Annotated in this window: 22 protein-coding genes and 1 pseudogene; 5 read left to right on the top strand and 18 right to left on the bottom strand. The window is 63.7% G+C overall.

Annotation, left to right across the window (positions count from 1 at the left end; translation table 11 throughout):
• Position 1: 1 nt before the first annotated feature.
• The 3 genes from QXZ85_RS18795 to QXZ85_RS18785 all read left to right on the top strand — a co-directional run bounded on the left by QXZ85_RS18795 (position 2) and on the right by QXZ85_RS18785 (position 3,077).
• Entirely contained in the window at positions 2-1,102 is a 1,101-nt protein-coding gene (locus QXZ85_RS18795; RefSeq protein ID WP_315767817.1) for an AMP-binding enzyme, read from the top strand.
• A gap of 194 nt (positions 1,103-1,296) precedes the next feature.
• A complete protein-coding gene (locus QXZ85_RS18790) occupies positions 1,297-2,181 on the top strand; it encodes a TauD/TfdA family dioxygenase (protein WP_315767815.1) in 885 nt (294 codons plus the stop codon).
• 179 nt (positions 2,182-2,360) lie between these two features.
• Complete coding sequence (locus QXZ85_RS18785; protein WP_315704114.1) at positions 2,361-3,077, top strand: TauD/TfdA family dioxygenase; 717 nt, start codon at positions 2,361-2,363, stop codon at positions 3,075-3,077.
• A 7-nt stretch (positions 3,078-3,084) separates the two neighbouring features.
• Here QXZ85_RS18785 and QXZ85_RS18780 read toward each other — a convergent pair whose 3' ends face one another.
• The 5 genes from QXZ85_RS18780 to yajC form a co-directional block, all read right to left on the bottom strand.
• A complete protein-coding gene (locus tag QXZ85_RS18780; RefSeq protein WP_315704115.1) occupies positions 3,085-3,951 on the bottom strand; it encodes a phytoene/squalene synthase family protein in 867 nt (288 codons plus the stop codon).
• Entirely contained in the window at positions 3,948-4,331 is a 384-nt protein-coding gene (locus QXZ85_RS18775; RefSeq protein ID WP_315704116.1) for an Mth938-like domain-containing protein, read from the bottom strand. Before QXZ85_RS18775 ends, QXZ85_RS18780 begins: the two co-directional genes overlap by 4 nt.
• Positions 4,332-4,378: 47 nt before the next feature.
• Positions 4,379-5,398: a protein translocase subunit SecF gene (gene secF, locus QXZ85_RS18770; RefSeq protein ID WP_315704117.1), complete on the bottom strand. Its 1,020-nt coding sequence runs from the start codon at positions 5,396-5,398 to the stop codon at positions 4,379-4,381.
• 8 nt (positions 5,399-5,406) lie between these two features.
• On the bottom strand, positions 5,407-7,008 hold the full coding sequence (gene secD, locus QXZ85_RS18765) for a protein translocase subunit SecD (RefSeq protein WP_315704118.1): 1,602 nt from the start codon (positions 7,006-7,008) through the stop codon (positions 5,407-5,409).
• A gap of 71 nt (positions 7,009-7,079) precedes the next feature.
• Positions 7,080-7,442 carry a preprotein translocase subunit YajC gene (yajC, locus tag QXZ85_RS18760; RefSeq protein ID WP_315742255.1) on the bottom strand — a complete coding sequence of 121 codons (363 nt, stop codon included), beginning with the start codon at positions 7,440-7,442 and terminating at the stop codon, positions 7,080-7,082.
• A 201-nt stretch (positions 7,443-7,643) separates the two neighbouring features.
• Here yajC and QXZ85_RS18755 point away from each other — a divergent pair, with 201 nt between their 5' ends.
• On the top strand, positions 7,644-8,612 hold the full coding sequence (locus QXZ85_RS18755; RefSeq protein ID WP_315704120.1) for an ATP-binding protein: 969 nt from the start codon (positions 7,644-7,646) through the stop codon (positions 8,610-8,612).
• 121 nt (positions 8,613-8,733) lie between these two features.
• On the opposite strand, the gene QXZ85_RS18750 is transcribed toward QXZ85_RS18755, so the two are convergent.
• Positions 8,734-10,149, bottom strand: coding sequence for a LysM peptidoglycan-binding domain-containing M23 family metallopeptidase (locus tag QXZ85_RS18750; RefSeq protein WP_316174608.1), 1,416 nt, complete (start codon positions 10,147-10,149; stop codon positions 8,734-8,736).
• Between the two features lie 107 nt (positions 10,150-10,256).
• The gene (locus QXZ85_RS18745; protein WP_316174606.1) at positions 10,257-10,904 is read right to left on the bottom strand and encodes a protein-L-isoaspartate(D-aspartate) O-methyltransferase; all 648 of its coding nucleotides are present in this window, start codon (positions 10,902-10,904) and stop codon (positions 10,257-10,259) included.
• 272 nt (positions 10,905-11,176) lie between these two features.
• Here QXZ85_RS18745 and QXZ85_RS18740 point away from each other — a divergent pair, with 272 nt between their 5' ends.
• Entirely contained in the window at positions 11,177-11,557 is a 381-nt protein-coding gene (locus QXZ85_RS18740) for a response regulator (RefSeq protein ID WP_315704123.1), read from the top strand.
• Positions 11,558-11,569: 12 nt separating this feature from the next.
• Here the strand turns inward: QXZ85_RS18740 and surE are convergent, their stop codons facing one another.
• The 11 genes and pseudogenes from surE to argS form a co-directional block, all read right to left on the bottom strand.
• The gene (gene surE / locus QXZ85_RS18735; protein ID WP_315704124.1) at positions 11,570-12,337 is read right to left on the bottom strand and encodes a 5'/3'-nucleotidase SurE; all 768 of its coding nucleotides are present in this window, start codon (positions 12,335-12,337) and stop codon (positions 11,570-11,572) included.
• Positions 12,338-12,476: 139 nt separating this feature from the next.
• Entirely contained in the window at positions 12,477-12,827 is a 351-nt protein-coding gene (locus tag QXZ85_RS18730; RefSeq protein WP_315704125.1) for a hypothetical protein, read from the bottom strand.
• 106 nt (positions 12,828-12,933) lie between these two features.
• Positions 12,934-14,265 carry a serine--tRNA ligase gene (gene serS, locus QXZ85_RS18725; protein WP_315704126.1) on the bottom strand — a complete coding sequence of 444 codons (1,332 nt, stop codon included), beginning with the start codon at positions 14,263-14,265 and terminating at the stop codon, positions 12,934-12,936.
• Between the two features lie 118 nt (positions 14,266-14,383).
• Positions 14,384-15,190: a twin-arginine translocase subunit TatC gene (tatC, locus tag QXZ85_RS18720; RefSeq protein WP_315767813.1), complete on the bottom strand. Its 807-nt coding sequence runs from the start codon at positions 15,188-15,190 to the stop codon at positions 14,384-14,386.
• The gene (gene tatB, locus QXZ85_RS18715) at positions 15,187-15,726 is read right to left on the bottom strand and encodes a Sec-independent protein translocase protein TatB (protein ID WP_315767812.1); all 540 of its coding nucleotides are present in this window, start codon (positions 15,724-15,726) and stop codon (positions 15,187-15,189) included. Before tatB ends, tatC begins: the two co-directional genes overlap by 4 nt.
• Positions 15,727-15,835: 109 nt before the next feature.
• Complete coding sequence (locus QXZ85_RS18710; RefSeq protein ID WP_315704129.1) at positions 15,836-16,069, bottom strand: twin-arginine translocase TatA/TatE family subunit; 234 nt, start codon at positions 16,067-16,069, stop codon at positions 15,836-15,838.
• Between the two features lie 441 nt (positions 16,070-16,510).
• A pseudogene (gene scpB, locus QXZ85_RS18705) lies at positions 16,511-17,210 on the bottom strand (SMC-Scp complex subunit ScpB); the annotation flags it as partial.
• Positions 17,211-17,229: 19 nt separating this feature from the next.
• Positions 17,230-18,066: a ScpA family protein gene (locus QXZ85_RS18700; RefSeq protein WP_315704130.1), complete on the bottom strand. Its 837-nt coding sequence runs from the start codon at positions 18,064-18,066 to the stop codon at positions 17,230-17,232.
• On the bottom strand, positions 18,063-19,091 hold the full coding sequence (gene nagZ / locus QXZ85_RS18695; protein ID WP_315767811.1) for a beta-N-acetylhexosaminidase: 1,029 nt from the start codon (positions 19,089-19,091) through the stop codon (positions 18,063-18,065). The genes QXZ85_RS18700 and nagZ overlap by 4 nt, the downstream gene beginning before the upstream one ends.
• Positions 19,092-19,133: 42 nt before the next feature.
• Complete coding sequence (locus QXZ85_RS18690; protein WP_315704132.1) at positions 19,134-20,795, bottom strand: SPOR domain-containing protein; 1,662 nt, start codon at positions 20,793-20,795, stop codon at positions 19,134-19,136.
• Positions 20,796-20,891: 96 nt separating this feature from the next.
• On the bottom strand, positions 20,892-22,691 hold the full coding sequence (argS, locus tag QXZ85_RS18685) for an arginine--tRNA ligase (RefSeq protein WP_315704133.1): 1,800 nt from the start codon (positions 22,689-22,691) through the stop codon (positions 20,892-20,894).
• Position 22,692: the final 1 nt, after the last annotated feature.

The following is a 22,692-nucleotide window of genomic DNA, read 5'->3' as shown; positions in this document are numbered from 1 at the left end:
GATGAGTTTGCCGAAGGACGACGCCAGGGTGCTGTCGTCGCGCTGGAGCGATGGCGTTTTGCTCAAGCGCGATGTGTTTTCGACGGTCGAGCGTGGCCGTTTTCGCACGGACGACGGCGAGGTCGACGCCGTACTGCGCCGGCTCGACGAAGTGCCATGGTGGTCGTTCCTGCTGGCGCGGCATCTGTTCGCCAGGGAACGCAAGGCACTGACATTGGCGAAGGACCTCGATGTTGGTCCTGGTCTCTTGTGGGCCGGAAACCGTGCACTGGTGCGAGGTTTCATCGACGGCGTCGCACTGCATCTTGCCAAGCCGCGCGGCAATGTCGCCTATTTCCGCTCGGCCAAGCAGGCGCTGCACCGGCTGCATCGCGCGGGCATCACGCATAACGATCTCGCCAAGGAACAGAACTGGCTGGTGAGCCGCAACGGCCGCTGTTACGTCACCGATTTTCAGCTCGCGGCGTGCTTCTCGACGCGCAGCCGTCTCTTTCGGATCGCCGCCTATGAAGACCTGCGGCACATGCTCAAGCACAAGCGCACCTACGCGCCGGAGGCTTTGACCCCGAAGGAACGCAAGATCCTGGCGCGCAAGTCAGCGTTTGCCCGGATCTGGCTGATGACCGGCAAGAAAGTGTATCGGGGGATTACCCGCGGCATCTTCAACTTCACCGATCGCGAGGGCGGTGGCCGCCGTCTGGTCAATGATGCTCCGGTCTTGATGGAGCTGATCCGCAAGAACTCCGATGTCCGCGACGCCGCGATCGTGGCCTTTGCAGATCGCCGTACAGGGGTCGGCCTTTACGCCTTTGTCGAAGCCGACCGGAGTTCGCTCGAGGCTCAGCTGCAGAGCGAACTTGCGGCCGCGAAGGGACCGAAACCGCCGGAACATATCCAGGTCGTGCAGGCGTTGCCGCGGGACGCGAGCGGCAAGCCGCGCACCGAAATCCTGCAGCTCGTCGCCATGAACCAGCTCGACCTGATCGAGCCGATGATGACAAGCGAGACCGACCGCGCGTTTTTAAAGGACATCCTGGACTCCCGGAAGAACCTGCGCGATCGCTTCAATTTCGAGGCTGACCTTCGGCAGCCGTCCCACTGATGGGACGGCTGAGGCTTCACCTGCCGGCCTAATCGCAACGAGGTTGCCGTCGCGCTCCATCGAAGCGAACTCTCTCGGCGACGGATCATAACCGTCACGGGACAGGAAGGACGTGCAACACCCTGCTTACCGGACGCATCCGATCGGCAAAATCTGCTATGGTGGATCCAAAGCTCTTAACGGAGGATCCGGTCATGGACATCGATACCCCTCGCGCAGATGAATCTGCGTCGCTCACGATCGTTCCGACCGGGCGGGCACTCGGCGCGGAGGTCAGAAATATCGACATCAAGCGCCTCGACGACCGGACGTTCGCCGCGTTCCTGCACGCTTTCCACGCGCACTCCGTGCTGCTCGTGCGCGGTCAGACCTTATCAGACCAGGATCTGATCGCCTTCAGCCGCCGCTTCGGCGAACTCGACTGGGCACCAGTGCAGGAGAATGGTCGCCGCTTCGTCGAGGGACTGCCGGAAATCTACATCGTCTCCAACGTCAAGCAGAATGGCGAGGCGATCGGCAGCCTGGGCTCGGGCGAGGCGGTCTGGCACACCGATATGTCCTATCTCGACATGCCGCCGATCGCGAGCGCACTCTATGCCCTGGAGATCCCGCCAGTCGGCGGCAACACTTCGTTTTGCAGCATGTATGCGATCTACGACGCCTTGCCGGACGAGTTGAAGCGCCGCATCGCGGACCTGAAGATCAAGCACGACGGCACCTACAACAGCGGCGGCTTCGTACGTCAAGGTGTGACGCCAACGGACGATCCGCGCACCTCGCCCGGCGCGGTTCATCCTCTGGTCTGCATCCATCCCGATACAGGCCGGCGAATGCTCTATCTTGGTCGCCGTCGCAACGCCTACCTGGTTGGTCTGGAGCTTTCGCAGTCCGAGGCACTGCTCGACGAACTCTGGACCTATGCCGCGCGCCCCGATTTTTCCTGGGAGCATGTCTGGCAGGTCGGTGACCTCGTCATCTGGGACAACCGCTGCACCATGCACCGGCGCGATCCGTTCGACGACAATTCCAGGCGGATCATGCATCGGACCCAGATCAAAGGAACGGCACGCCCAGCGTAAGCCGTCTTAACGCAAGGTTGCGTTAATCCGCGTCCAACTTTTGACTCATGTCGCCGAACTGCGCCGACAATTTGCAGATCTCGGCGCAGTCCTCCCGCGAAATGCCGCGCCGCCGAAACAAGCCCGACAAATTACCGTGTTTTGATTTCCCTCACTGAGTAAAACGAGGGAGATCGCGCGTGAATCTCGGACGCAACGTCGCGCAGAAGGTGTCAGGCAGCTTGATCGAGGTCATCCCGACCGCAAGAGCGCTCGGCGCCGAAGTCCGCGACGTCGATCTTCGGTCGTTCGATGATTGGGCCTTTGCCGGCTTCATGCGGGCGCTGCTGAAACATCAGGTACTGCTCGTTCGCGGCCAGACTCTATCCGATCATGAACGCACAGCGCTCAGCCGGCGCTTCGGAAATGCGGCCGTCATCTACACGCCCTTTGGCGCGACCCTCGGCAAAGCCGCCACGTTCTACAGTCTGTATGCCGCCTATGACGCACTTCCGCCTCGGCTCAGAAGCCGGATTGCGCATCTTAAAGCGAGACAACTCCTCACCGCAGACGAGGGGCCCCCGCTCTGGCCGGTCGGGTCCATTCAGTCCGCGACCAGCGGCACCGTGCAACCGTTGGTAAACATCCATCCCGATACCGGGCGGTCCCTGCTCGCGCTCGGCTCGCGACGCCATGCCTATCTGGTTGGCCTGGAGCTTGCCGAATCGGATGCGTTGCTCGACGAGCTCTGGGATTTCGCGGTCCGCCCGGAATTCGCTTGGAGCCATGTCGGTCGGCAAGGCGATCTTCTGGTCTGGGATGCTCGCTGCACGATCCATCGCGCCGATGTCGCGATCCCGCCGCCGCAGCGGCTGCTGCATAGTGCCGAGATCTGGAGCTCGATTGGACCGGCTTGATCCAGCTTCAGCGGCCGCGGAAGAGCCCCGACTTCGAAGCGCGCCATAACGTCCACAAGGCCGACAGGTGCGAGCGTGCTTGGGGGCGGAACGGATCGTTATCTGGACGCGAAGCGCGTGCAAGGTCGCGGCGCAGGAGCGCCAGCGGCAGGAATACTGGACGAGTCTCGCGCGGCGCCTCAGCAAGCAACGCCAGGGCCATGTCCAGATGCTGCCGTGCCTCCGCGAGCAAATCGCCCAGCGCCGCGCGAAGTGCGGGCGTCAGCTGACCCGTGAAGACCTCCTCGAGGTTGCTGCCGTGACGCTGCAGAAGATCGAGGGGAATGAAGAGTTGCCGGTGAGCAGCATCTCGGGGCAATGATGCCAGCAGCTGCAGAATTCCCTGTGCAAGCCCAGCGTGACGCACGAGATGGTCGATCTCGGACGACGGCGGAGCCGTAATCCTTGCCGCCAAGGCGAACAGCGCCGCATGCGTGTCGCTGAGATAGCCGTCGAGCGCCGCCATGGTTGGCATTGGATCGTTGTAGAGATCGAACTGATGCTCGTCGATCAATCGTGTCAGGGGATCGAGCGGCAATGAAAACGCGCGCACCACCGATCGCAGCTCGGCCGCGACCGGATTGCCCTCTACGCCGCCATGCTCCTCGCCTGTGAGGGCGTCGCTCCACCACTGCAGGCGAATTTCGCCAGGCAGAGGCTGGGATACGACATCCCTGATGCGGGAGATCTCGACGTCGAAAGCGTAGAGCGCCAGCAGCGCGCGCCGCAGATCTGGCGCGACGAACAGCGTTGCCGCATAGCGATCAAAGTCATGCTCGCGCACCAGCGCAGCGCAGAACGCCGCGGCACCGTCGCCATCGACCGTTCCACTCATGGAACGGCAATCAGCGCGGCGGCGACCCGTCGCCGCTCACCGATCATGATGTTATAGGTGCGGATCGCAGGACCGGTTTGCATGGGATCGAGCACAACCCGCAGCGCACGCAAAGCCGCGCGCAGGTCATTCGGCGGGATCCAGACCTCGGTTCCGGTGCCGACGATCAACGTGTCGATGGTATTGGCCGCATCGAAAACACGTTTGAGCGAATAGCGATCGATCTGGCCGGGCTGCGTCACGTCCCAGGCCCAGATCGAATCCGGCAGGCACAGCAGCGAGCCGCGATGCGACATGCCGGCAAAGACGAAACCGCCCTTGCCGTAGCCGTCAATCGGCGCCGATCGTGGAAAATGCGGGGTGTCGTTGGGATTGGCCATGCCCGACCTAACTTGCGGCCCTCGGATATGATCCGAGGGATTCCGGATCAGGGCGACTTCTTCTTCGGCGCGGGCTTGTCCTCCTGCGCCTCGGCGCGGACCGAGTGCACGCCAAGATAGATCAGGATGGGCGAGGCGATGAAGATCGAGGTGTAGGTGCCGACCAGCACGACGCCGAACATCATCACCGCGGTGAAGCTGTGGATGGCCTGGCCGCCGAACAGAAGCAGCGCGAGCAGCGCAAGCGTCACGGTGACGTGGGTGATGATCGAGCGCGACAGCGTCGAGTTGATCGATTCGTTGAGCAGCTGCGGCATCGGCATCTTCTTGTAACGGCGCAACATCTCACGGATACGGTCGTAGATCACGACGGTATCGTTGAGCGAGTAGCCGAGGATCGTCAGAAGCGCCGCGATACTGGTGAGGTCGAAATCGACCTGGCTGATCGACATGAAGCCGATCGTCAGCACGATGTCGTGGACGTTGGCGATCATGGCGCCGAGCGCGAATTGCCATTCGAACCGGAACCAGAGGTAGATCAGGATGGAGACGATCGCCAGCATCAGGCCGAGCATGCCGTAGGCCAGGAATTCGCCCGAGACGCGCGGTCCCACCACCTCGACGCGGCGATAATCGACCGCATCGCCCAACGCGGCCTTCACCTTGTTGGCGGCCTCCTGCTGCGCGGTGTCGCCACCGGGCTGCTCGGCGACGCGGATCAGGACCTCTTCAGGACCGCCGAACTGCTGCAGCTGCACCTCGCCGAGGCCAAGCTTGCCGAGCGTCGCACGCATGGTGGCGAGATCGGCAGGTCCCGACTTGGAGCGGACCTCCAGCAAGGTACCGCCCTTGAAGTCGATGCCCAGGTTCAGGCCGTGGGTGAAGAACAGCGTGATCGCCATGATCGACAGCACCGCCGAGATCGGGAAGCTGATCCGCCGGAACTGGGTGAAATCGAAATGCGTGTTGTCGGGCACGATGCGCAGCGACGGCAGCACGCCAAGTGCGCTGACCACCGCCAGCACCACGATCAGGATGCCAAGCCCGAGAAGAATCCAGTGTGTCACGGCAGCTCCTAAATGGGCACGCTTTGCGGCCGCTTCCACCGCACCCACCACGCCACGATCAGGCGGGTCAGGGTAAAGGCGGTGAAGACCGTGGTGATGATGCCGATGCCGAGCGTCACGGCGAAGCCGCGCACCGGCCCGGTGCCGATGTAGAACAGCACGGCGGCGGCGATGAAGGTGGTGATGTTGGAGTCGAGGATGGTCGACAGCGCGCGCTTGAAGCCGGCGTCGATCGCCGAGATGGCGTTGCGGCCGCCGCGCAGCTCCTCGCGGATGCGCTCATAGATGAGCACGTTGGAGTCGACCGCGATGCCGACCGTCAGCACGATGCCGGCGATACCGGGCAAGGTCAACGTGGCGTTCAGGAACGACAGCACGCCGAAGATCATCGCCACGTTCACGGCCACCGCGATGTTGGCGAACAGGCCGAACAACCGGTAGGTCAGCAGCATGAAGACGACGACCAGGATCGAGCCGACATAGGCCGCGAGCTCGCCCTTGGCGATCGAATCCTGACCAAGGCCCGGACCGACCGTGCGTTCCTCGATCACGGTAAGTGGCGCCGGCAGCGCGCCGGCACGCAAGAGGATCGCAAGTTCGTTGGCGGACTGGACGGTGAAATTCCCGGAGATCTGGCCGGAGCCGCCAGTGATCGGCTCGCGGATCACCGGCGCTGAGATCACCTTGTTGTCGAGCACGATCGCAAACGGCTGCCCGACATTTTCAGTGGTCGCTTGCGCGAATTTGCGCGAGCCCGCCGAATTGAAGCGGAAGGTGACGATCGGCTCGCTGGTGCGCTGGTCGAAGCCGGTCTGTGCGTCGCTGAGATCGCCGCCGGAGACGAGCACCTGCTTCTTGATCACATAAGGCTGGTTGGGTGCCGACGCGCTCTGCAGCACCTCGTCATCCGCCGGTACCCTGCCCTGCAGCGCCTGGTCCACCGGGACCGACGTATCGACCATGCGGAATTCCATCTTGGCCGTCTTACCAAGCAGCTCCTTCAGCTGGGTCGGGTCCTGCAGGCCGGGCACCTGGACCAGGATGCGATCGGTGCCCTGCCGTTGAATGACGGGCTCGACGGTGCCCAGCTCATTGACACGCTTCTCGACGATCTGGATTTCCTGGTCGATGGTCTGGCGGATGCGATCGGTGATCGCGGCCTGAGGAATGGTCAGCCGGATCAGTCCACCCCCGGCGTCGGAGACCTCCAGCGAACGCTGACCATTGGAGCCAAGCAAGCCGCCGAGCGGCTGCGACAGCTCGCGCAGCTTGGACAGCGCGGTCGGAACCTCGGTCTCCTTGCTGATCTTGACCTCGACGACATCGCCGCGTGTGGCAAGGCCCGTATAGCCGATCTTGGCATCGCGCAGCGTGCGGCGCGCGTCATCGCGGACGGAGTCGAGCCGCTCCTTTTTGATGTAGTTGGAATCGACCTCGAGCAGCAGGTACGAGCCGCCCTGCAAATCGAGGCCCAGCACAAGGTGCCGCTGCGCCCAGAGCGGCCAGCTCTTGACGGTCGCCTCAGGGAAGAAATTGGGGACGGCGCACAGGCACACCACGAGCGCCGTGAGGATGATGCCCAGCGCCTTCCACCGCGTGAAATAAAGCATTTGCGTGATCCGTCAGATCAGAGCGACCGTTCGGCGCGACACCGACGCGCCACGAATCCGTAAGGACAAATTCAACTCGCCGCCTTCTCGTCCTTCGCGTCGGCCTTCTCCTTGGCCGGCTCGCCCTTGGTGCGGACACCGGTGATCATCTGCCGCATCTGCCGCACGCGGACGCCGTCGGCGATCTCGAACTCGACCTGGTCATCGTCGACGACCTTGGTGACCTTGCCGACCAAGCCGCCCTGGGTGACGATCGTGTCGCCCCGGCGGACGTTCTTGACGAGGTCGGCGTGCTCTTTGACCTTCTTCTGCTGCGGCCGCAGGATCAGGAAGTACATGATCACGAAGATCAGCGCGAAGGGCAGCAGCGACATCAGCATGCTGTTGGTGTCGCCGGCGGCCGCGGCCTGGGCATAGGCAGGAGTGATCAGCATGCGCTTTGGTCCTCGTGAGGTCCGTCTCGTCGGGAGACGGGAATCGCCGGCGAGCCGCCGGGCGGCGGGCCGGACAGGCAGGAAATTCGCGCGGAATATAGCGGCCTTAGTCCCAATTGCAACGTGGACCAGCCTTTCATTTAGGCAAGCTTGCGACCGCCGCCCCGGGTCGATATGGCTGCACGGTCAGGAACTTGCAGCATGTCAAAAAAAGCCGTCAAAGCCCGCTCCCGAAAGCCCGCCAAATCCGCATTGCAAAAGCAACTGAAAGTCGCGGCAAAACGCCTCGGCACGTCGGCGGACGACACACCCCAGCGCATTGCCGTTGCGCTGGAGGCCATTGCGGCGCACCTCGCCGCATCGGCGCCGCCTGCGAACAGGCTCCCCTCGTTCGAGGACGCCGATGCCTTCGTCTGGCATCCGAACGGACGGCTCGGCACGGTGCCGCGGGTCAGCCGCGTCGAGATCGATCTGCTGAAGGGCGTCGACCGGATGCGCGACATCCTGATCGAGAACACCGAGCGCTTCGCCGACGGCCTGCCTGCCAACAATGCGCTGCTCTGGGGCGCGCGAGGCATGGGCAAATCATCGCTGGTGAAGGCCGCGCACGCCACCATCAATCTGGATCGCAAGGGCACCGATCGGCTGAAGCTCATCGAGATTCACCGTGAGGATATCGAGAGCCTGCCCGCCCTGATGGACATCCTCCGCGCGTCCTCGTTCCGCTTCATCGTGTTCTGCGATGACCTCTCCTTCGACGGCAACGATGCCTCCTACAAGTCGTTGAAGGCGGTCCTGGAGGGCGGCATCGAGGGGCGGCCGGAGAACGTGATCCTCTACGCCACCTCCAACCGCCGCCATCTGCTGGCGCGCGAGATGATCGAGAACGAGCGATCCACCGCGATCAATCCGGGCGAGGCCGTCGAGGAGAAGGTCTCGCTGTCCGATCGATTCGGGCTATGGCTCGGGTTCCACCGCTGCAGCCAGGACGAATATCTGGCCATGGTGAACGGCTATTGCAGCCATTTCGGCATCAAGGTCGACGAGCAGGAGCTGGAGCACGAGGCGCTGGAATGGGCCACCACGCGCGGCTCGCGCTCCGGCCGCGTTGCCTGGCAGTTCATCCAGGACCTGGCCGGACGGCGCGGCGTCAGGCTGACAGCGGAGTGAGCTAGCCAAGCCGCAGTCATCTCCCGCGAAGGCGGGGAAGCCGGTATGCGGCGGCGTACCGGATCACGCATGGACCGTCACGGAGCACCGGATCGCCCGCTTTAACCAGCGGCGCCGTGCGTCATGCTCCATTCAGGAATTGCAGCGGGTCAACCGGCGTCGATCCCTTGCGGATCTCGAAATGGAGCTGCGGCGACCCCACTTCGCCCGATTGACCCGACTTGGCAATGACCTGGCCGCGCTTGATCGTATCGCCGCGCTTCACCATCAGCTCACTCGCATGGGCATATGCGGTGACATAGCCGTTGGAATGCCGCACCAGGACCAGATTGCCGTAACCCTTCAGTTCGTTGCCGGCATAAGCGACCACACCGTCTTCGGCGGCCTTCACCGGCGTGCCCTCGGGGACCGCGATGTTGATGCCGTCGTTGGCCTTGCCGTTGGTCTTGGCGCCGTAGCTGGTGATCACCTTGCCGCGGGCGGGCCAACGGAAGGTCGGCAGCGCACTGGTGGTCTCAGCCGGCTTGGCCGGCTCGACTTCCTTCTCCGGGGCTGGATTGGCTTGGGCAAGCCGCGCGGTCTGCACGGGACCCGCCGTGGCGACCCTGGTCGTCGGCGCCGGCGTCGGCACGGTCGCAGCCGCCTGGGGTACGGCTGCGACCGGAGCTGCGGGCGTAGCTACAGCCACCGTCTTTCCGGGGATGGTCAGCTTGGCTCCCAGCTTCAAGGGCGAGGTCGGCGTCAAACCGTTGGCGCGCGCAAGTTCGGCGATGGAGATATGATTGTGATGCGCGATGCTGGCCAGCGTGTCGCCCCGATTGACGAAGTGCACGCTCGGCGCGGCGACTGGAGCCGCCACGGCAACCGACCTGGGTGCAGCGGCGACTGGCGCCGCCATCGTTGCCGGCGCCGCGGCCACGGCGGCAGGATTTGGAATGATGAGCTGCTGCCCCGGCGAGAGCACGCGCGGCCCCTTGTAACCGTTGGCAGCGAGAATCTCTGCCGGCGTCACGTGATAGCGGCGCGCCAGGATCTCGAGCGTATCGCTGGTACCGACAATGATCTTGGTGCCGCCGGCGGGCCGAACCGCTGCGACCGAACGCGGCGGCACCGTGCCGGTCGTTTCAAGATGCGGCTGGCGCGGGGCAGCGTAGGTTTGCGCTGGCGCCGGAGCCGCGGCATAGACGGGCGCCGGCGGCGCATACGACGCCACGCCTCGCCCGCCCGCAGACACCCCGCCCGAGCCTCCGCCCGACGGATAGGTCTGCGGCGCGGCAACGGGCGGCGGCAGTGCCGAGGATGAATAGGCGGCCGGCGCCGGAGGATTGTATTGCGCGGCGGGGCGCCGCTCGACCGGAGCGGGCGGCTGCACCGACCCGGTTGCCTCGGATGCAAACGGATTGGAGAATGAGTTTTGGCTTTGCGATAGCCGTGTCGACATATCGGCGCTGCAGCCGGCAAAGCCGAACGACATGACCGCCAGCGCCGTGACCTGCGGAAGGCGGCGCGAGCGAAGCAACTCGATAATCACAGGCATGGTTACTCACTCGTACGCAACAAACTACGAATTTGAGTAAACACGCCCGCGGTAAATAACCGCTTAAGCTGCCGATAAGGTGTTGTCGCGCCAGCTAATCCGCGTCTTTAGAGTTCACGTGCAATTCCCGGAATTGCCGGCACAAATCGCACGTCGACGAGCTCCTTTCGCGCGAAATTTTCACCCGTGCGGGTGACGCGCACGAGAGTTTGGACGCCGTGATTCGGCCCCACCGGCGCGATCAGGATACCGTCGGGCTCGAGTCGGTCGAGCAGGCTTTGCGGGACATCCTCCATCGCGGCCGTCACGATGATGCGGTCGAACTGCCCGGCGCCGGGCGGGACGGAAAATCCATCCCCCAACATGACCTCGACGTTAAAGCAGGAGAGCTTCTCGAGCCGCTCCCGTGCCGCATCGGCGAGGGCTCGGAAGCGCTCGATGGACAACACCTGCCCCGCCAAGCGCGACAGGATGGCGGCCTGGTATCCCGACCCGGTCCCGATCTCGAGCACGCGGCTTGTTTTCTGCAGCTTCAGCTGCTCGGTCATATAGGCCACGACGAAGGGTTGGCTGATGGTCTGGCCACACGCAATCGCGAGCGCGCTATCGCGATAAGCGTCGGCCCGGTCCGCGGGCCCGACGAACTCGTGCCGTGGCACCTCCTCCATCGCCCGCAGCACGGATTGATCGCTGATCCCCCGCCGACGCATGGTCAGCTGAAACATCATCTTTTCCGGAGGAGCTTTCGGAGCCATCGCGCCATCTCGTTGCATACCGACCTATACAAGCATCATCTTGGCGACGGAGCAGCGGTTTTCCGCATCAGGCTCCCACCTCCGGCCGTCCTGACACAAAAACGTGTTCCGCTGCCGGAACAAGCCGGAGAGTTCGTCGTTGGGAGCGTAGAACCTGCCACGGCCAGAGTGACCAGACCTGGGACGATCCGCCTGGGGACAACGCTGTTGACGTTGCGCCGTTTGCGGTAATTTGCGAACGTCGTTCTCGGTAAAGGCGAGGACTGAAATTCATGACTGCACCGCGGCCACCACGCGGCTCCGTGTTTCTGGTTGAAGATGAAGTCATGATCAGGATGATGGTCGCCGACATGCTCGAAGAGCTCGGCTACACCGTCGTCGCAGAGGCCGGCGAGATCGGCGAGGCCATGCGGCTCGCCGAGAGCACCTATTTCGATGTCGCCATCCTCGACGTCAACGTCAACGGCAAGGTGATTTCCCCCGTTGCCGACGTGATCAAGGCGCGAAATCGCCCGTTCATCTTTGCCACGGGTTATGGCTCGGCTGGGCTTCCGGAGGAATATCGCGACCGCCCCGCCCTGCAGAAGCCGTTCCAGTTGGAAACGCTCAGCAAGGCGATCGACAATGTCCTGCGTGGCGCGACATCGTCATAAGCGCAGGCCCAACTAGCCGAGAATCCCGCTCAGCGCGCCAGAGAAGGCCTCGTCGGTACGGTCGAGCCGCAGCGGCGTGACTGATACGTAGCCCGCCGCAAGAGCCTCCAGGTCCGTTCCCTGCTCCGGCGCATCGAGCACGGCCGAGCGCTCAAAGCCGATCCAGAAATACGGATTGCCGCGCCCGTCGCGGCGCTCTTCCACGTTAAGAAATCCGAGATTCCGCTTGCCCTGACGGGTCACGCGGATGCCATGGACTTCTTCCGGCGTCCGGGCAGGAAAATTGACATTGACCACCGTGTTCTTCGGGACGCCCGCTTCGAGCACCTTGCGTATGATCTGAGGTCCGAATTTGCGCGCCGTATCCCAAACCGGTTTGTTCCGGGTCTCAAGCGAGAACTCCTGCGAGAGTGCAAAGGATGGCAGGCCGAGGATGGTGCCTTCGAGGGCACCGGCCACGGTGCCGGAATAGACCACGTCTTCGGCGACGTTCCGCCCCTTGTTGACGCCCGAAAGCACCACATCCGGCAGCTTCGGCCCGAGGATGTGACGAGCGCCCATGATGACACAATCGGTCGGCGTCCCGCGCACCGCGAAGTGCCGGGGTCCCACCTCGCGCAACCGCAACGGATCGTTCAGCGACAACGAATGAGAGACCCCGGATTGATCCAGTTCGGGCGCCACCACCCAGACATCGTCGGACAGAGCGCGCGCGATCTCCTCGATGACCTTCAGACCGGGGGCATGGATGCCGTCGTCATTGGTGCAAAGAATGCGCATGCTGCCGGCCACCTCTAAGCGAAGTCGAGATCAGGTTACAGGTGTCATATCCCCTGCCGGCACCCGAGGCAAACCCGCCGCGATCCAGAAAAATCCAGCGAATCCGCTCCGCAAATGCGGAGTCGGACGTTGCATCCGGTTAACGCCTGATCCGCCATTGCGGTACGAACTTCGCGAGCTGCCCCTGGGTGCGCAACTGGAGTCGCGCATTTGGCGCGGTCGCCGACATCACAGGCTCGCTTGTGGCCGCCCCTTCGCGCGCTTCCTGCGCCAGCTTGGGAAAACGCGCACGCGCCGAGGCCAACGCCTTTTCGAAGTCGGCCTCGTTGAACCAGGCGAGCCCGCGCAAACCATCCTGCAGATCGTCGCGCCAGATCCGAGAGAGATCGACGTCGAAAGCGCCCTTCAACCGCTGGTCCACGGCCTGGATGCCGTGGCCGGTGACGGCCCATTGCCTCCCAACCCAATAGATATCCCGGTGCAGGGGCATCGATCGCGGCTCTGCAAAGCGGCTGCTTGGTGCAGAGGGAGGATATCGGCGGGCGGCGGCAGCGCAACCGCTCTGGAGCGGAAAGACCGCAATATTCCGCCGGTCTCTATCGCTCGGCCGCAACCACCTTCAGGCCGCCCATATAGGGCTGCAGCACCTCAGGCACGGCGATCGAGCCGTCCTCCTGCTGATAGGTCTCCATGACTGCGATCAGCGCCCGGCCGACAGCCGTCCCTGAGCCGTTGAGCGTATGGACGAAGCGCGGCTTGCCGTCGGCAGCCCGATAACGCGCATCCATGCGGCGGGCCTGGAAGTCGCCGCATACCGAGCAGCTCGAGATCTCCCGGAAAGCGCCGCCATCGCCCTGCCCCGGCATCCAGACTTCGATGTCGTAGGTCTTCTGCGAGGAAAATCCCATGTCGCCGGTGCACAGCGTCATCACCCGGTAATGCAGGTCGAGCTGCCGCAGCACCTCCTCGGCGCAGGCCAGCATGCGCTCATGCTCGTCCTTGCTGGTCTCCGGCGTCGTGATCGAGACCAGCTCGACCTTGCTGAACTGGTGCTGCCGGATCATGCCGCGGGTATCGCGGCCGGCGGCGCCTGCTTCGGCACGGAAGCACGGCGTCAGCGCGGTGAGCCGCATCGGCAGCTCCTTCTCATCCAAGATCGACTCGCGGACCAGATTGGTGAGCGCGACCTCGGCAGTCGGAATCAGACCGAGACGATCGGTCTTGAGCCGTTCATCGGGCGACGCCAGCAGTTCGCCCTTGATCGCCCAGAACTGGTCGTCCTCGAATTTCGGCAATTGCCCCGTCCCGAACATCACCTCGTTACGGACCAGAAGCGGCGGATTGATTTCGGTGTAGCCATGCTCGTTGGTATGCAGGTCGAGCATGAACTGGCCGATCGCGCGCTCGAGCCGCGCCAGCCCCTTCTTCAACACGACAAAGCGCGCGCCCGACAGCTTCGCCGCGGTCTCGAAATCCATATAGCCGAGATCGTCGCCGAGATCGTCATGCGGCTTCGGCGTGAAGGCATAATTGCGCTTGGCACCAAAGACATGGCGCTGCACGTTGGCGTGCTCGTCCTTGCCCTCCGGCACTTCGTCGAGCGGCAGATTGGGAATCGCGGCAAGTTCGCGCGCCAGATCTTCGTCGGCCTGCTTGGCCGCCGCTTCGAGCTCCGGCATGCTGGTCTTGAGCTTGGCGACCTCCTCCATCAGCGCGCTCGCACGCGCCTCGTCCTTGGCCTTCTTCGCCTCGCCGATCTCTTTCGAAGCAGCGTTACGCCGCGCCTGCGCCTGCTCGGATGCCAGGATCGCTGTACGCCTCCGTTCGTCGATCACAAGCAGATGCGCCGACAAAGGCGCCAAGCCACGGCGGCTCAACGCGGCGTCAAAGCCTTGCGGATTGTCACGGATCGATCTGATGTCGTGCATGATCGTTCGGTCCTGGGAACGAAGAATTACGGTCGAGTCGCCCTCGGCCGCGCGGGCGGCTTGCAGTACCCTGATTATGGCCTGATGGGAACAGCCAAGGCCGGCAGGCCGCCCAGCGCTACTCGGCCGGATCGGCCGGAGGCGACGCACTGCTGCCGGATCGGCCTGCGGCGGCCTGTTTCTCGACGAAGCGCACGGCAACAATCGCGCCCTCGTAGAGCGCCAGCAGCGGAATCGCGAGCGAGGCTTGGCTCAACACATCAGGCGGGGTCAGCACGGCTGCGATGATGAAGGCGACCACGATGAAATAGCGGCGCTTCTCGCGCAACATCTGCGAGGTGACGATGCCGACCCGCCCCAACAGGGTGAGGATGACCGGGAGCTGGAAGGCGATGCCAAAGGCGAACACCAGCGACATCATCAGGGATAGATATTCGCCGACCTTCGGAAGCAGTGCGATCTGCGCGGTGTCCGGACCGCCCATCTGCTGCATGCCGAGCGAGAAGCGAACCAGCATCGGCAACACCACGAAGTAGACCAGTGCGGCCCCAAGCACGAAAAACACAGGCGTGGCCACGAGGTAAGGCAGGAACGCGTGGCGCTCGTGGCGGTAGAGGCCGGGAGCGACGAACTTGTAGATCTGCGTCGCGACGATCGGGAACGAGATGAAGCCTGCGCCGAACAGCGCGAGCTTCAGCTGGGTGATGAAATATTCGAGCAGTTGCGTGTAGATGAACTTGCTATTCTCCGGCCCGGCAACCCAGACGAACGGCAGAACCAGGATGTTGTAGATCTGCTTGGCGAAGAAAAAGCAGAAGATGAAGGCCAAGCCAAATCCGAGCAATGCCTTGATCAGCCGCGCGCGCAGCTCGATCAAGTGATCCATCAAAGGAGCCTTGCTGGCTTCGATATCTTCAGCGGTCATGACGCTTTGGCGTCCTTGAACCGATCCGCTTCCTCCGCCCCGATCGTCTCAGGCTGGACCTCCGAGTTTGGCTCGGACTTGATCTCGCGGACGATCGCCAGCGGCTCGCTCGACACCGGGTGCGCCTCCGCCTCGACAAACGTTTCGGGGTGCGGCGGCTCCGGTGTGGTCGGCACTGCCGGCGCCTCCACTGTCGATGCGACGGCCTCGTTCGACGCGGCGGGAGTATCCGCCGGCTTGTCGATACCTTCGATATCCAGCGCCTTGTCGACATCGCGCTGAAGCGAGCTGATCACCCCGGTCGGACTGAAGCCGCTGGCCGCCTCGCGAACCTCGTCGAAACTCTTCTTGAGGTCGGCCATTTCGGCCTCGCGCATCGCCTCTTGAAACTGGCCCTGGAATTCGGCTGCCATCCGCCGGGCCTTGCCCATCCACTGCCCGACCATGCGCAAAACGCCGGGAAGCTCTTTCGGGCCGATCGCGATCAGCGCGACGACCCCGATGACGAGCAGCTCACTCCAGCCGATATCGAACATGAAACAATCCGCCTACGAGACGTCGCCTGCCAATCCCGTGCCGCCGAGCCCCGTATGATCCGGTCCCTGCCCGTCGAATCCGGCGCCGTCTACGTCTGTCACACCGTTGTCAAACAGCCTTGCTGCCGACATCAGTACGGGTTGCGGTCGGCGTGCTGCCGTGATCGATCGACTTGACCGGCTCGGCCTTCTCCGGTGCCTTGTCGTCGTCCTGCATGCCTTTCTTGAAGGCTTTGATGCCCTGCGCGACATCGCCCATCAGGTCGGAAATCTTGCCGCGCCCGAACAACAGCAGGACGACCGCGATCACCACGATCCAATGCCAAATGCTAAGCGAACCCATCCTGCAACCCTCCAAACATCAGCGCGGAAGACCGGCGATCGCCGCTCGAGCGCGATGCCAAATCCACGCTTGGTCATGGACCTGACCGCGCCGCCTCGCTTCTAGCATCCGGCCGCAAAACAGCAACATAAACACGGAAGACTAGATGAAGACTTGACGCTTCAAGCCCGATCTTGAGCGGAAGGTAGGCGTGACAAGCCCCAAAAACAAGCACTTAAGCTCCGGCAAATGACGGCCAGCACTACGCAATAATGCGAGTGTTAATGGGACCTCGGTCCAGCTAGTCCGAGGTTTCGTCCGGCTCACCACTCTGCGGGTTGCCGGGTTCCGGGGCATCGCTTTCGGAACGCACGCCCGTGGCGTCATCGGCTGCCGCGTCTTGAACGTCCGGTTGCTCGGTTTCGTTGGAAGCTTCTGTATTTTCTGTATCCTCGTGGATCGCCTCCGGTTCGACCGCAGGCGCCAGCGCCAGATCGAGATCCCCTGGCTCCAACGGCTCCTCGTCCTCGCGCAAGGTCGGGTCGTCCGATGGCGTCGGAACCGTGAAGCCGGTCGGCAGCCGTGAATCCAAGAGCCCCGTACCTTTCAGCTCCTCGAGACCCGGCAGGTCGCCGAGCGCCTCAAGGCTGAACTGCGTAAGGAATGCATCGGTGGTCCCGAAGGTGAGCGGACGGCCCGGAGACTTGCGGCGACCACGCGGCTTGATCCAGCCGGTTTCGAGCAGCACGTCGAGGGTCCCCTTCGAGGTAACGACGCCGCGGATTTCTTCGATCTCGGCGCGCGTGACCGGCTGGTGATAGGCAACGATGGCGAGCACCTCGATCGCCGCCCGCGACAGCTTGCGGGTTTCGGTGCTCTCGCGGGTCATCAGCCAAGCGAGATCGCCTGCAGTCCGGAACGTCCATTTGTTGGCCACGCGCACGAGGTTCACGCCGCGGGGGGCGTATTCCTCCTGGAGCTGCGCCAGCGCCGCCTTCACATCGACGCCTTCCGGCATGCGCTTGGCGAGCGTAGCCTGATCGAGCGGCTCGGCCGATGCAAAAAGCAGAGCTTCGAGAATGCGCAATTCTTCCGGCCGCACCTGCGGCTCGGCGGCGATGTCTTCCGGCTCTTCCATGCGTACTTCCGCCAAGATTGCCATCGCACGGTCTCCTTCTTCGTTACTCAACCGTCAAATCCGGCGCGCTCATGGCACCGGGTGGTTGGGGCGGACGCTTGCGAAAATACAGCGGCGCAAACGCCTGCCTCTGGTTCAGTTCGAGCTGCCCTTCCCGCACCAGTTCCAGCGCGGCCGCGAAGCTCGAAGCGAAAATGGTGGCGCGTTGGGCCGGCTCGACCACGTAGCTCAAGAGGTAATCGTCCAGGCAGCCCCAGTCTTCCGAGACCTCGGTCATACCGACCAGACGCTCCAGAGAGGCGCGCGCTTCTGCGAGCGACCACACCGTTCGCTTGGCCAGATGCACCGATGTCAACACGCGCTGCTGACGCTGTGTGGCGTAGGCCGACAATAGATCGAACAATGTCGCCGAGTACTTCGGACGACGGACTTCCGCGATCGGCTCAGGATTGCCGCGCGGAAACACGTCGCGCTGGAACTGCGGCCGGTTCATCAGCCGGTTCGCCGCCTCTCGGATCGCCTCCAGCCGGCGCAGCCGGTTCGCGAGCGCAGTCGCCATTTCCTCCGCGCTGGGCCCCTCGGCGGCAGGCGGCTCCGGCAACAATAGCCGCGACTTCAGAAAGGCGAGCCAGGCCGCCATGACGAGATAATCAGCGGCAAGTTCCAGCCGGATTTTCCGCGCAGCCTCGATGAACTGCAGATATTGGTCCGCCAGCGCCAGGATCGAGATCTTGGCGAGGTCGACCTTCTGCTGCCGCGCCAGCGCCAGCAAGAGGTCGAGCGGGCCTTCGTAGCCCTCGACATCGACCACCAATGCCGGCTCGCTCTCGGACAGCTCGGCAGGCCGGCCGGTTTCGAAAGACAGGATTTCCGCGGTCATGCGTTCGCTGATCCCAGCCGGTTGATCAATGTGTCGAGCTCGGTGCGCGCGGCGATGCGATCGAAGGCACCCGCGGGCTTGCGCGAGGCGAGCGCCCGATCGACGCGCACCAGGGCCGCTCCCGACAATGCCGGCGTCTCGGCCGCGACCGCCTGCATCTCATCGAGCTTGCCGTTACAATGCAGAACGATGTCGCAGCCGGCCGCGATGATCGCGCGTGTGCGCTCGGCGATCGAGCCCGCCAATGCGTTCATGGACACGTCATCACTCATTAACAAACCCTGGAACCCGATCCGACTGCGAATCACCCGTTCGATGATTGTCGCAGAAGTCGTGGCCGGATGGGCGGGATCGATGGCGCTAAACACAACATGTGCAGTCATGGCCATCGGCAGGTCGACCAACGGCCGGAACGCGGCGAAATCGGTGGCATCGAGCTCGGATTCGGGGGTGTCCACCGTCGGCAACCGGAAATGGGTGTCGGCCGTGGCGCGGCCATGACCGGGGATGTGCTTGAGCACGGGCAGAATGCCACCCTGCTCCAGTCCCTCGGTGACGGCACGGGCAATGGCCGCGACCTTGTCCGCCGTTTCACCGTAGGCCCGGTCGCCGATCACGGCATCGGCGCCGGAGACGGGAACGTCGGCCAAGGGCAGGCAATCCACGCTGATCCCAAGCCGCCCGAGGTCATCGGCGATGAGGCGGGCGCTGAGCCGGGCAGCCTCAAGGCCAAGCGCCGAATCAATGTCATAGAGCCGACCGAACGCGGCGCCTGCCGGATAGACCGGCCAGTGTGGCGGCCCAAGCCGCTGCACCCGCCCGCCCTCCTGGTCGATCAGCACAGGGGCATCGGCGCGGCCTGCGGCATCCCGGAGTTCATCAACAAGTGCAGTCACTTGAGCCGGCGACTGCACATTGCGCTTGAACAGGATGAAACCCCAGGGCGCAGCGTCGCGGATGAAGGCCCGCTCGGCGGGGCTGAGCTCAGGTCCGGAAACGCCGGTAATGAAGGCCCGTATGGTCATCGGGGCCGATTAGACCTCGCCCCGAGACCGGTCAAGCCAGGGTTAGTGGTTACTAAACGCGAAACACTGTCCGCCGGCAGTTTTCAACGTTCCGCACATCTGGTTGGCTTCCTCGCGCGTCGCAAACGGCCCGACAGCGGCACGGTATCGCACGCTCTTGTCAGGCATATCCACGCGCCTGATGATCGGTGAATAGCTTCCCAGCACCGAGGAATACTTGCTCTGCGTCACCTTGTAGGACGACAGCGCATCCTCTTCGCTGACCTGCGACGAAATCGAGACGAGATAACCGCCGCCGCTCCTGCTCGCAGCCGGCGCCGATTCGGTCGGCGCGACGGCTGCGACGCGGCTCGACGGCGCCGGAGCTGCCGATTGCGGGTTCAGCGAGAGCGGCGCGTTGTTGACGGATGCATTCGCATTGGCGGGCGAATTGCGCGTCGGCTTGGTCGCCGGCTTTGTTGCAGGAGGAGGCGCTGCCGCGACTGCGGCATCCCCGCCGCTGGCATCGGCCGACGTCGTACCGGCCGAATTGCCGCTGATGCGCAGCGTGCTGATCGGCCGCGGGTCGCTGTTCGGCAAGATGCCGTTGTTGCCGCCAGCCGCGGGCGGCATGCCAGCGGTCGAAACGCTCGACGGAGGCGGCGGATTGGCATTCTGATTGAGCTGCGGGAAGACCACCCGAGGGCCGACGGACCTGGAATTCACATCGACCGGGGTTTCCTCGCGCGACACCAGCTTCTCGCCGCCATCTCCGATCAACCGATCGGGAACCTTGGGCGTCGAGTCTGCCGGCGAGGCCATGATCTTGGTCGGGCTGTTGTCCGCCTTGATGATCGGAGCCTCGCCACTCCGGGTGGTCGAGAAGTAGGTCTTATAACCGAACGCGCCACCGGTGCCGAGAACGCCAAGCGCAAGGATCGCAAACACAGTGGTCATCCCACCGCCGCGGCGCTTCGGCTCCTCCTCCTCGTCGGCCTCGTCGTAGCCGTCCTGGTAGGCGTAGTGATCCTCGTGGAATTCCTGCTCGCCGTGAAAATCCTGGGCTTCATGCCCGGCCGGCCCGAACAGCGCGTCGTCGTAGCGAGACGGATCCGGCTCCGGTTCGTCGAACGCCGCCTCATGATGAAGGCCGGGATCGGTGCCAAAGCCGCGATGCGGGTCGGTGGCGCCAAAGTTCAGCTTGGCGAGGTCATCGGCAAAATCATCCCGCGGATAGGATTGGGGAGCCTCCGGCCGCGCCGCACTCTGCCGCGTCGCAAACTCCTGGGCTTCGAAATCCTGTTCGGGAAAATCCCGCGAAAGGGCGTTGGGATCCTGATAGCCCCCCGCCGCAGGATATCCGGCAGCAGGCCGCTGCGGCTCGCGCACGAGTTCCGCGAACGGATCGCGCGCGGTGGCTGGGGCCTCCCGCTGCTGATTTCGCGGGATTTCCTGCCGGTTGGCGCGCTGGATCCAGGATGGCGGCCCAGCTGACGGTGCGGGCTCGGCAACCGGCTCGACCGGCGGCAGCGGCGTTGACGGGCGCGGCGCGGCTGCGCGCGGTGCGCCGGAAGGAACATTGCGCGTGGTCTGAGCAGCGAACGGGTCGTTCTGCCCGATCAGGCGAGCGAGCTCGGCAAGCGGATCACTCTCCGGTTGCGCGGACCCGCCACCCCGACCAAAACCATCAGCGGGAAAGGGTCTATCCTGGTACCGATCAGCCATCGAATAAAGCGTCCCCGCGGGAGAACCGCAAATGCGTACTAAGGCGGACCTTGCCGGATCGAGGCCCCCAACACAAACTGCATCCGCCGACCCGGGCTACTTCATGGCCTCGGGAGCATGGACGCCCAATATAGCTAGTCCCGAGCCCAGCACCGAGACAACGCCCTGAACCATGGCTAATCGCGCCTTGGTTATCACTGCATCATCACGGTAACTGAAGCGTAAATAGGGCAAGCTGTTTCCGCGAGTGTACTGCGCATGGAATTCACTTGCAAGTTCATACAGATAGAAAGCGATCCGGTGCGGCTCATGGGCCGCGGCCGCGCCTTCGATCAGGCGAGGAAATAGCGCCAAGCGCTTTAAAATGCCGATCTCGCCGGGGTCCGCGAGCAGCTCGAGCCTCGCTTCCGCCAGGAAAGCAGCGCGCGCCAAAGGCTCCTCGGGCAGCTCCGGAATCACCTCCGCCCGGGCATTGCGGAAGATCGAATGCCCGCGCGCGTGACCATACTGCACATAGAATACCGGATTGTCCTTGGACTGCTCGATCACCTTGGCGAGGTCGAAGTCGAGCACTGCATCGTTCTTCCGGTAGAGCATCATGAAGCGGACTGCGTCGCGGCCGACTTCATCGACGACCTCGCGCAACGTCACGAAATCGCCGGAACGCTTCGACATCTTCACCGGCTCGCCATTGCGCAAGAGCTTGACGAGCTGGACGATCTTGACGTCCAGCGTCGCCTGCCCGGCCGTGACCGCCTTCACCGCGGCCTGCATGCGCTTGATGTAGCCGCCATGATCAGCACCGAATACGTCGATCAGATCGGCAAAGCCGCGCTCGAACTTGTTGCGGTGATTGGCGATGTCGGAAGCGAAGTAAGTGTAGGTGCCATCGGACTTGATCAAGGGACGATCGACGTCATCGCCGTAGGCGGTGGCGCGAAACAGAAGCTGTTCGCGATCTTCCCAATCCTCCACCGGCGCGCCCTTCGGCGGCGGCAATCGCCCTTCGTAGACGTCACCGCGCTGGCGCAGGAAATCGATGGTCTCGGCAACCTTGTTGTTGCCTGAGGCGATCAGCGAGCGTTCGGAAAAGAAGACGTCGTGGCGGATGTTGAGCGCGGCGAGATCTTCCTTGATCGCGTCCATCATCATCGCGATCGACTTGTCGCGCACGATTCCCAGCCACTGCGCCTCCGGCATCGCCTTCAGCTTGTCGCCATATTCCGCGGCCAGCGCCTGGCCCACAGGCTTCAGATAGTCGCCGGGATAGAGTCCTTCCGGAATCGAGCCGATGTCCTCACCCAAGGCCTCGCGATATCTGAGGAAGGTCGAGCGCGCGAGCACGTCGACCTGGGCTCCGGCATCGTTGATGTAGTATTCCCGCGTGACGTCGTGACCGGCGAATTGCAAAAGACTGCAGAGCGCGTCGCCGAACACGGCGCCACGGCAATGACCGACATGCATCGGGCCCGTCGGATTGGCCGAGACGTATTCGACGTTGACCCTCGCTGCGCCCGGGACCGAGGCGACCCGGCCGAAGTCGCCAACCTCGCGTAAGACGGTGCGGAGCTCTTCCGCCCAGACAGTGGGTTGCAAGGTCAGATTGATGAAGCCGGGACCGGCGATCTCGACCTTGGCCACCAACGGATCATCGCGCAGCTTTGCTGCGATCTGCTCGGCCAGATCGCGCGGCTTGGCCTTGGCTTCTTTCGCCAGCACCATCGCCGCGTTGGTCGCCATGTCGCCATGGCTGGCATCGCGCGGCGGCTCGACCACCACGCGCGCAAAATCGATGCCCTCGGGCCAATTGCCGTCCTTGGCGAGCGCGGCGCAGATCGCATGCACGCGCGCCAGCACGTCGGCGAAAAGATGCAGGTTTTGAGCTTTGTCGACCATG

It is taken from the genome of Bradyrhizobium sp. SZCCHNGR1005 (genome assembly GCF_032489995.1).
Lineage (GTDB): Bacteria > Pseudomonadota > Alphaproteobacteria > Rhizobiales > Xanthobacteraceae > Bradyrhizobium.
Note: the sequence above shows the minus strand (reverse complement) of the source record. Positions and strands in the feature narration are given on the sequence as shown.

Coding starts and splice junctions, on each gene's coding strand:
- QXZ85_RS18795 (WP_315767817.1), top strand. CDS start 2: ATGAGTTTGCCGAAGGACGACGCCAGGGTGCTGTCGTCGCGCTGGAGC.
- QXZ85_RS18790 (WP_315767815.1), top strand. CDS start 1,297: ATGGACATCGATACCCCTCGCGCAGATGAATCTGCGTCGCTCACGATC.
- QXZ85_RS18780 (WP_315704115.1), bottom strand. CDS start 3,951: ATGAGTGGAACGGTCGATGGCGACGGTGCCGCGGCGTTCTGCGCTGCG.
- QXZ85_RS18775 (WP_315704116.1), bottom strand. CDS start 4,331: ATGGCCAATCCCAACGACACCCCGCATTTTCCACGATCGGCGCCGATT.
- secD (WP_315704118.1), bottom strand. CDS start 7,008: ATGCTTTATTTCACGCGGTGGAAGGCGCTGGGCATCATCCTCACGGCG.
- yajC (WP_315742255.1), bottom strand. CDS start 7,442: ATGCTGATCACTCCTGCCTATGCCCAGGCCGCGGCCGCCGGCGACACC.
- QXZ85_RS18755 (WP_315704120.1), top strand. CDS start 7,644: ATGTCAAAAAAAGCCGTCAAAGCCCGCTCCCGAAAGCCCGCCAAATCC.
- QXZ85_RS18750 (WP_316174608.1), bottom strand. CDS start 10,149: ATGCCTGTGATTATCGAGTTGCTTCGCTCGCGCCGCCTTCCGCAGGTC.
- QXZ85_RS18745 (WP_316174606.1), bottom strand. CDS start 10,904: ATGGCTCCGAAAGCTCCTCCGGAAAAGATGATGTTTCAGCTGACCATG.
- QXZ85_RS18740 (WP_315704123.1), top strand. CDS start 11,177: ATGACTGCACCGCGGCCACCACGCGGCTCCGTGTTTCTGGTTGAAGAT.
- surE (WP_315704124.1), bottom strand. CDS start 12,337: ATGCGCATTCTTTGCACCAATGACGACGGCATCCATGCCCCCGGTCTG.
- QXZ85_RS18730 (WP_315704125.1), bottom strand. CDS start 12,827: ATGCCCCTGCACCGGGATATCTATTGGGTTGGGAGGCAATGGGCCGTC.
- serS (WP_315704126.1), bottom strand. CDS start 14,265: ATGCACGACATCAGATCGATCCGTGACAATCCGCAAGGCTTTGACGCC.
- tatC (WP_315767813.1), bottom strand. CDS start 15,190: ATGACCGCTGAAGATATCGAAGCCAGCAAGGCTCCTTTGATGGATCAC.
- tatB (WP_315767812.1), bottom strand. CDS start 15,726: ATGTTCGATATCGGCTGGAGTGAGCTGCTCGTCATCGGGGTCGTCGCG.
- QXZ85_RS18710 (WP_315704129.1), bottom strand. CDS start 16,069: ATGGGTTCGCTTAGCATTTGGCATTGGATCGTGGTGATCGCGGTCGTC.
- QXZ85_RS18700 (WP_315704130.1), bottom strand. CDS start 18,066: ATGACCGCGGAAATCCTGTCTTTCGAAACCGGCCGGCCTGCCGAGCTG.
- nagZ (WP_315767811.1), bottom strand. CDS start 19,091: ATGACCATACGGGCCTTCATTACCGGCGTTTCCGGACCTGAGCTCAGC.
- QXZ85_RS18690 (WP_315704132.1), bottom strand. CDS start 20,795: ATGGCTGATCGGTACCAGGATAGACCCTTTCCCGCTGATGGTTTTGGT.
- argS (WP_315704133.1), bottom strand. CDS start 22,691: ATGGTCGACAAAGCTCAAAACCTGCATCTTTTCGCCGACGTGCTGGCG.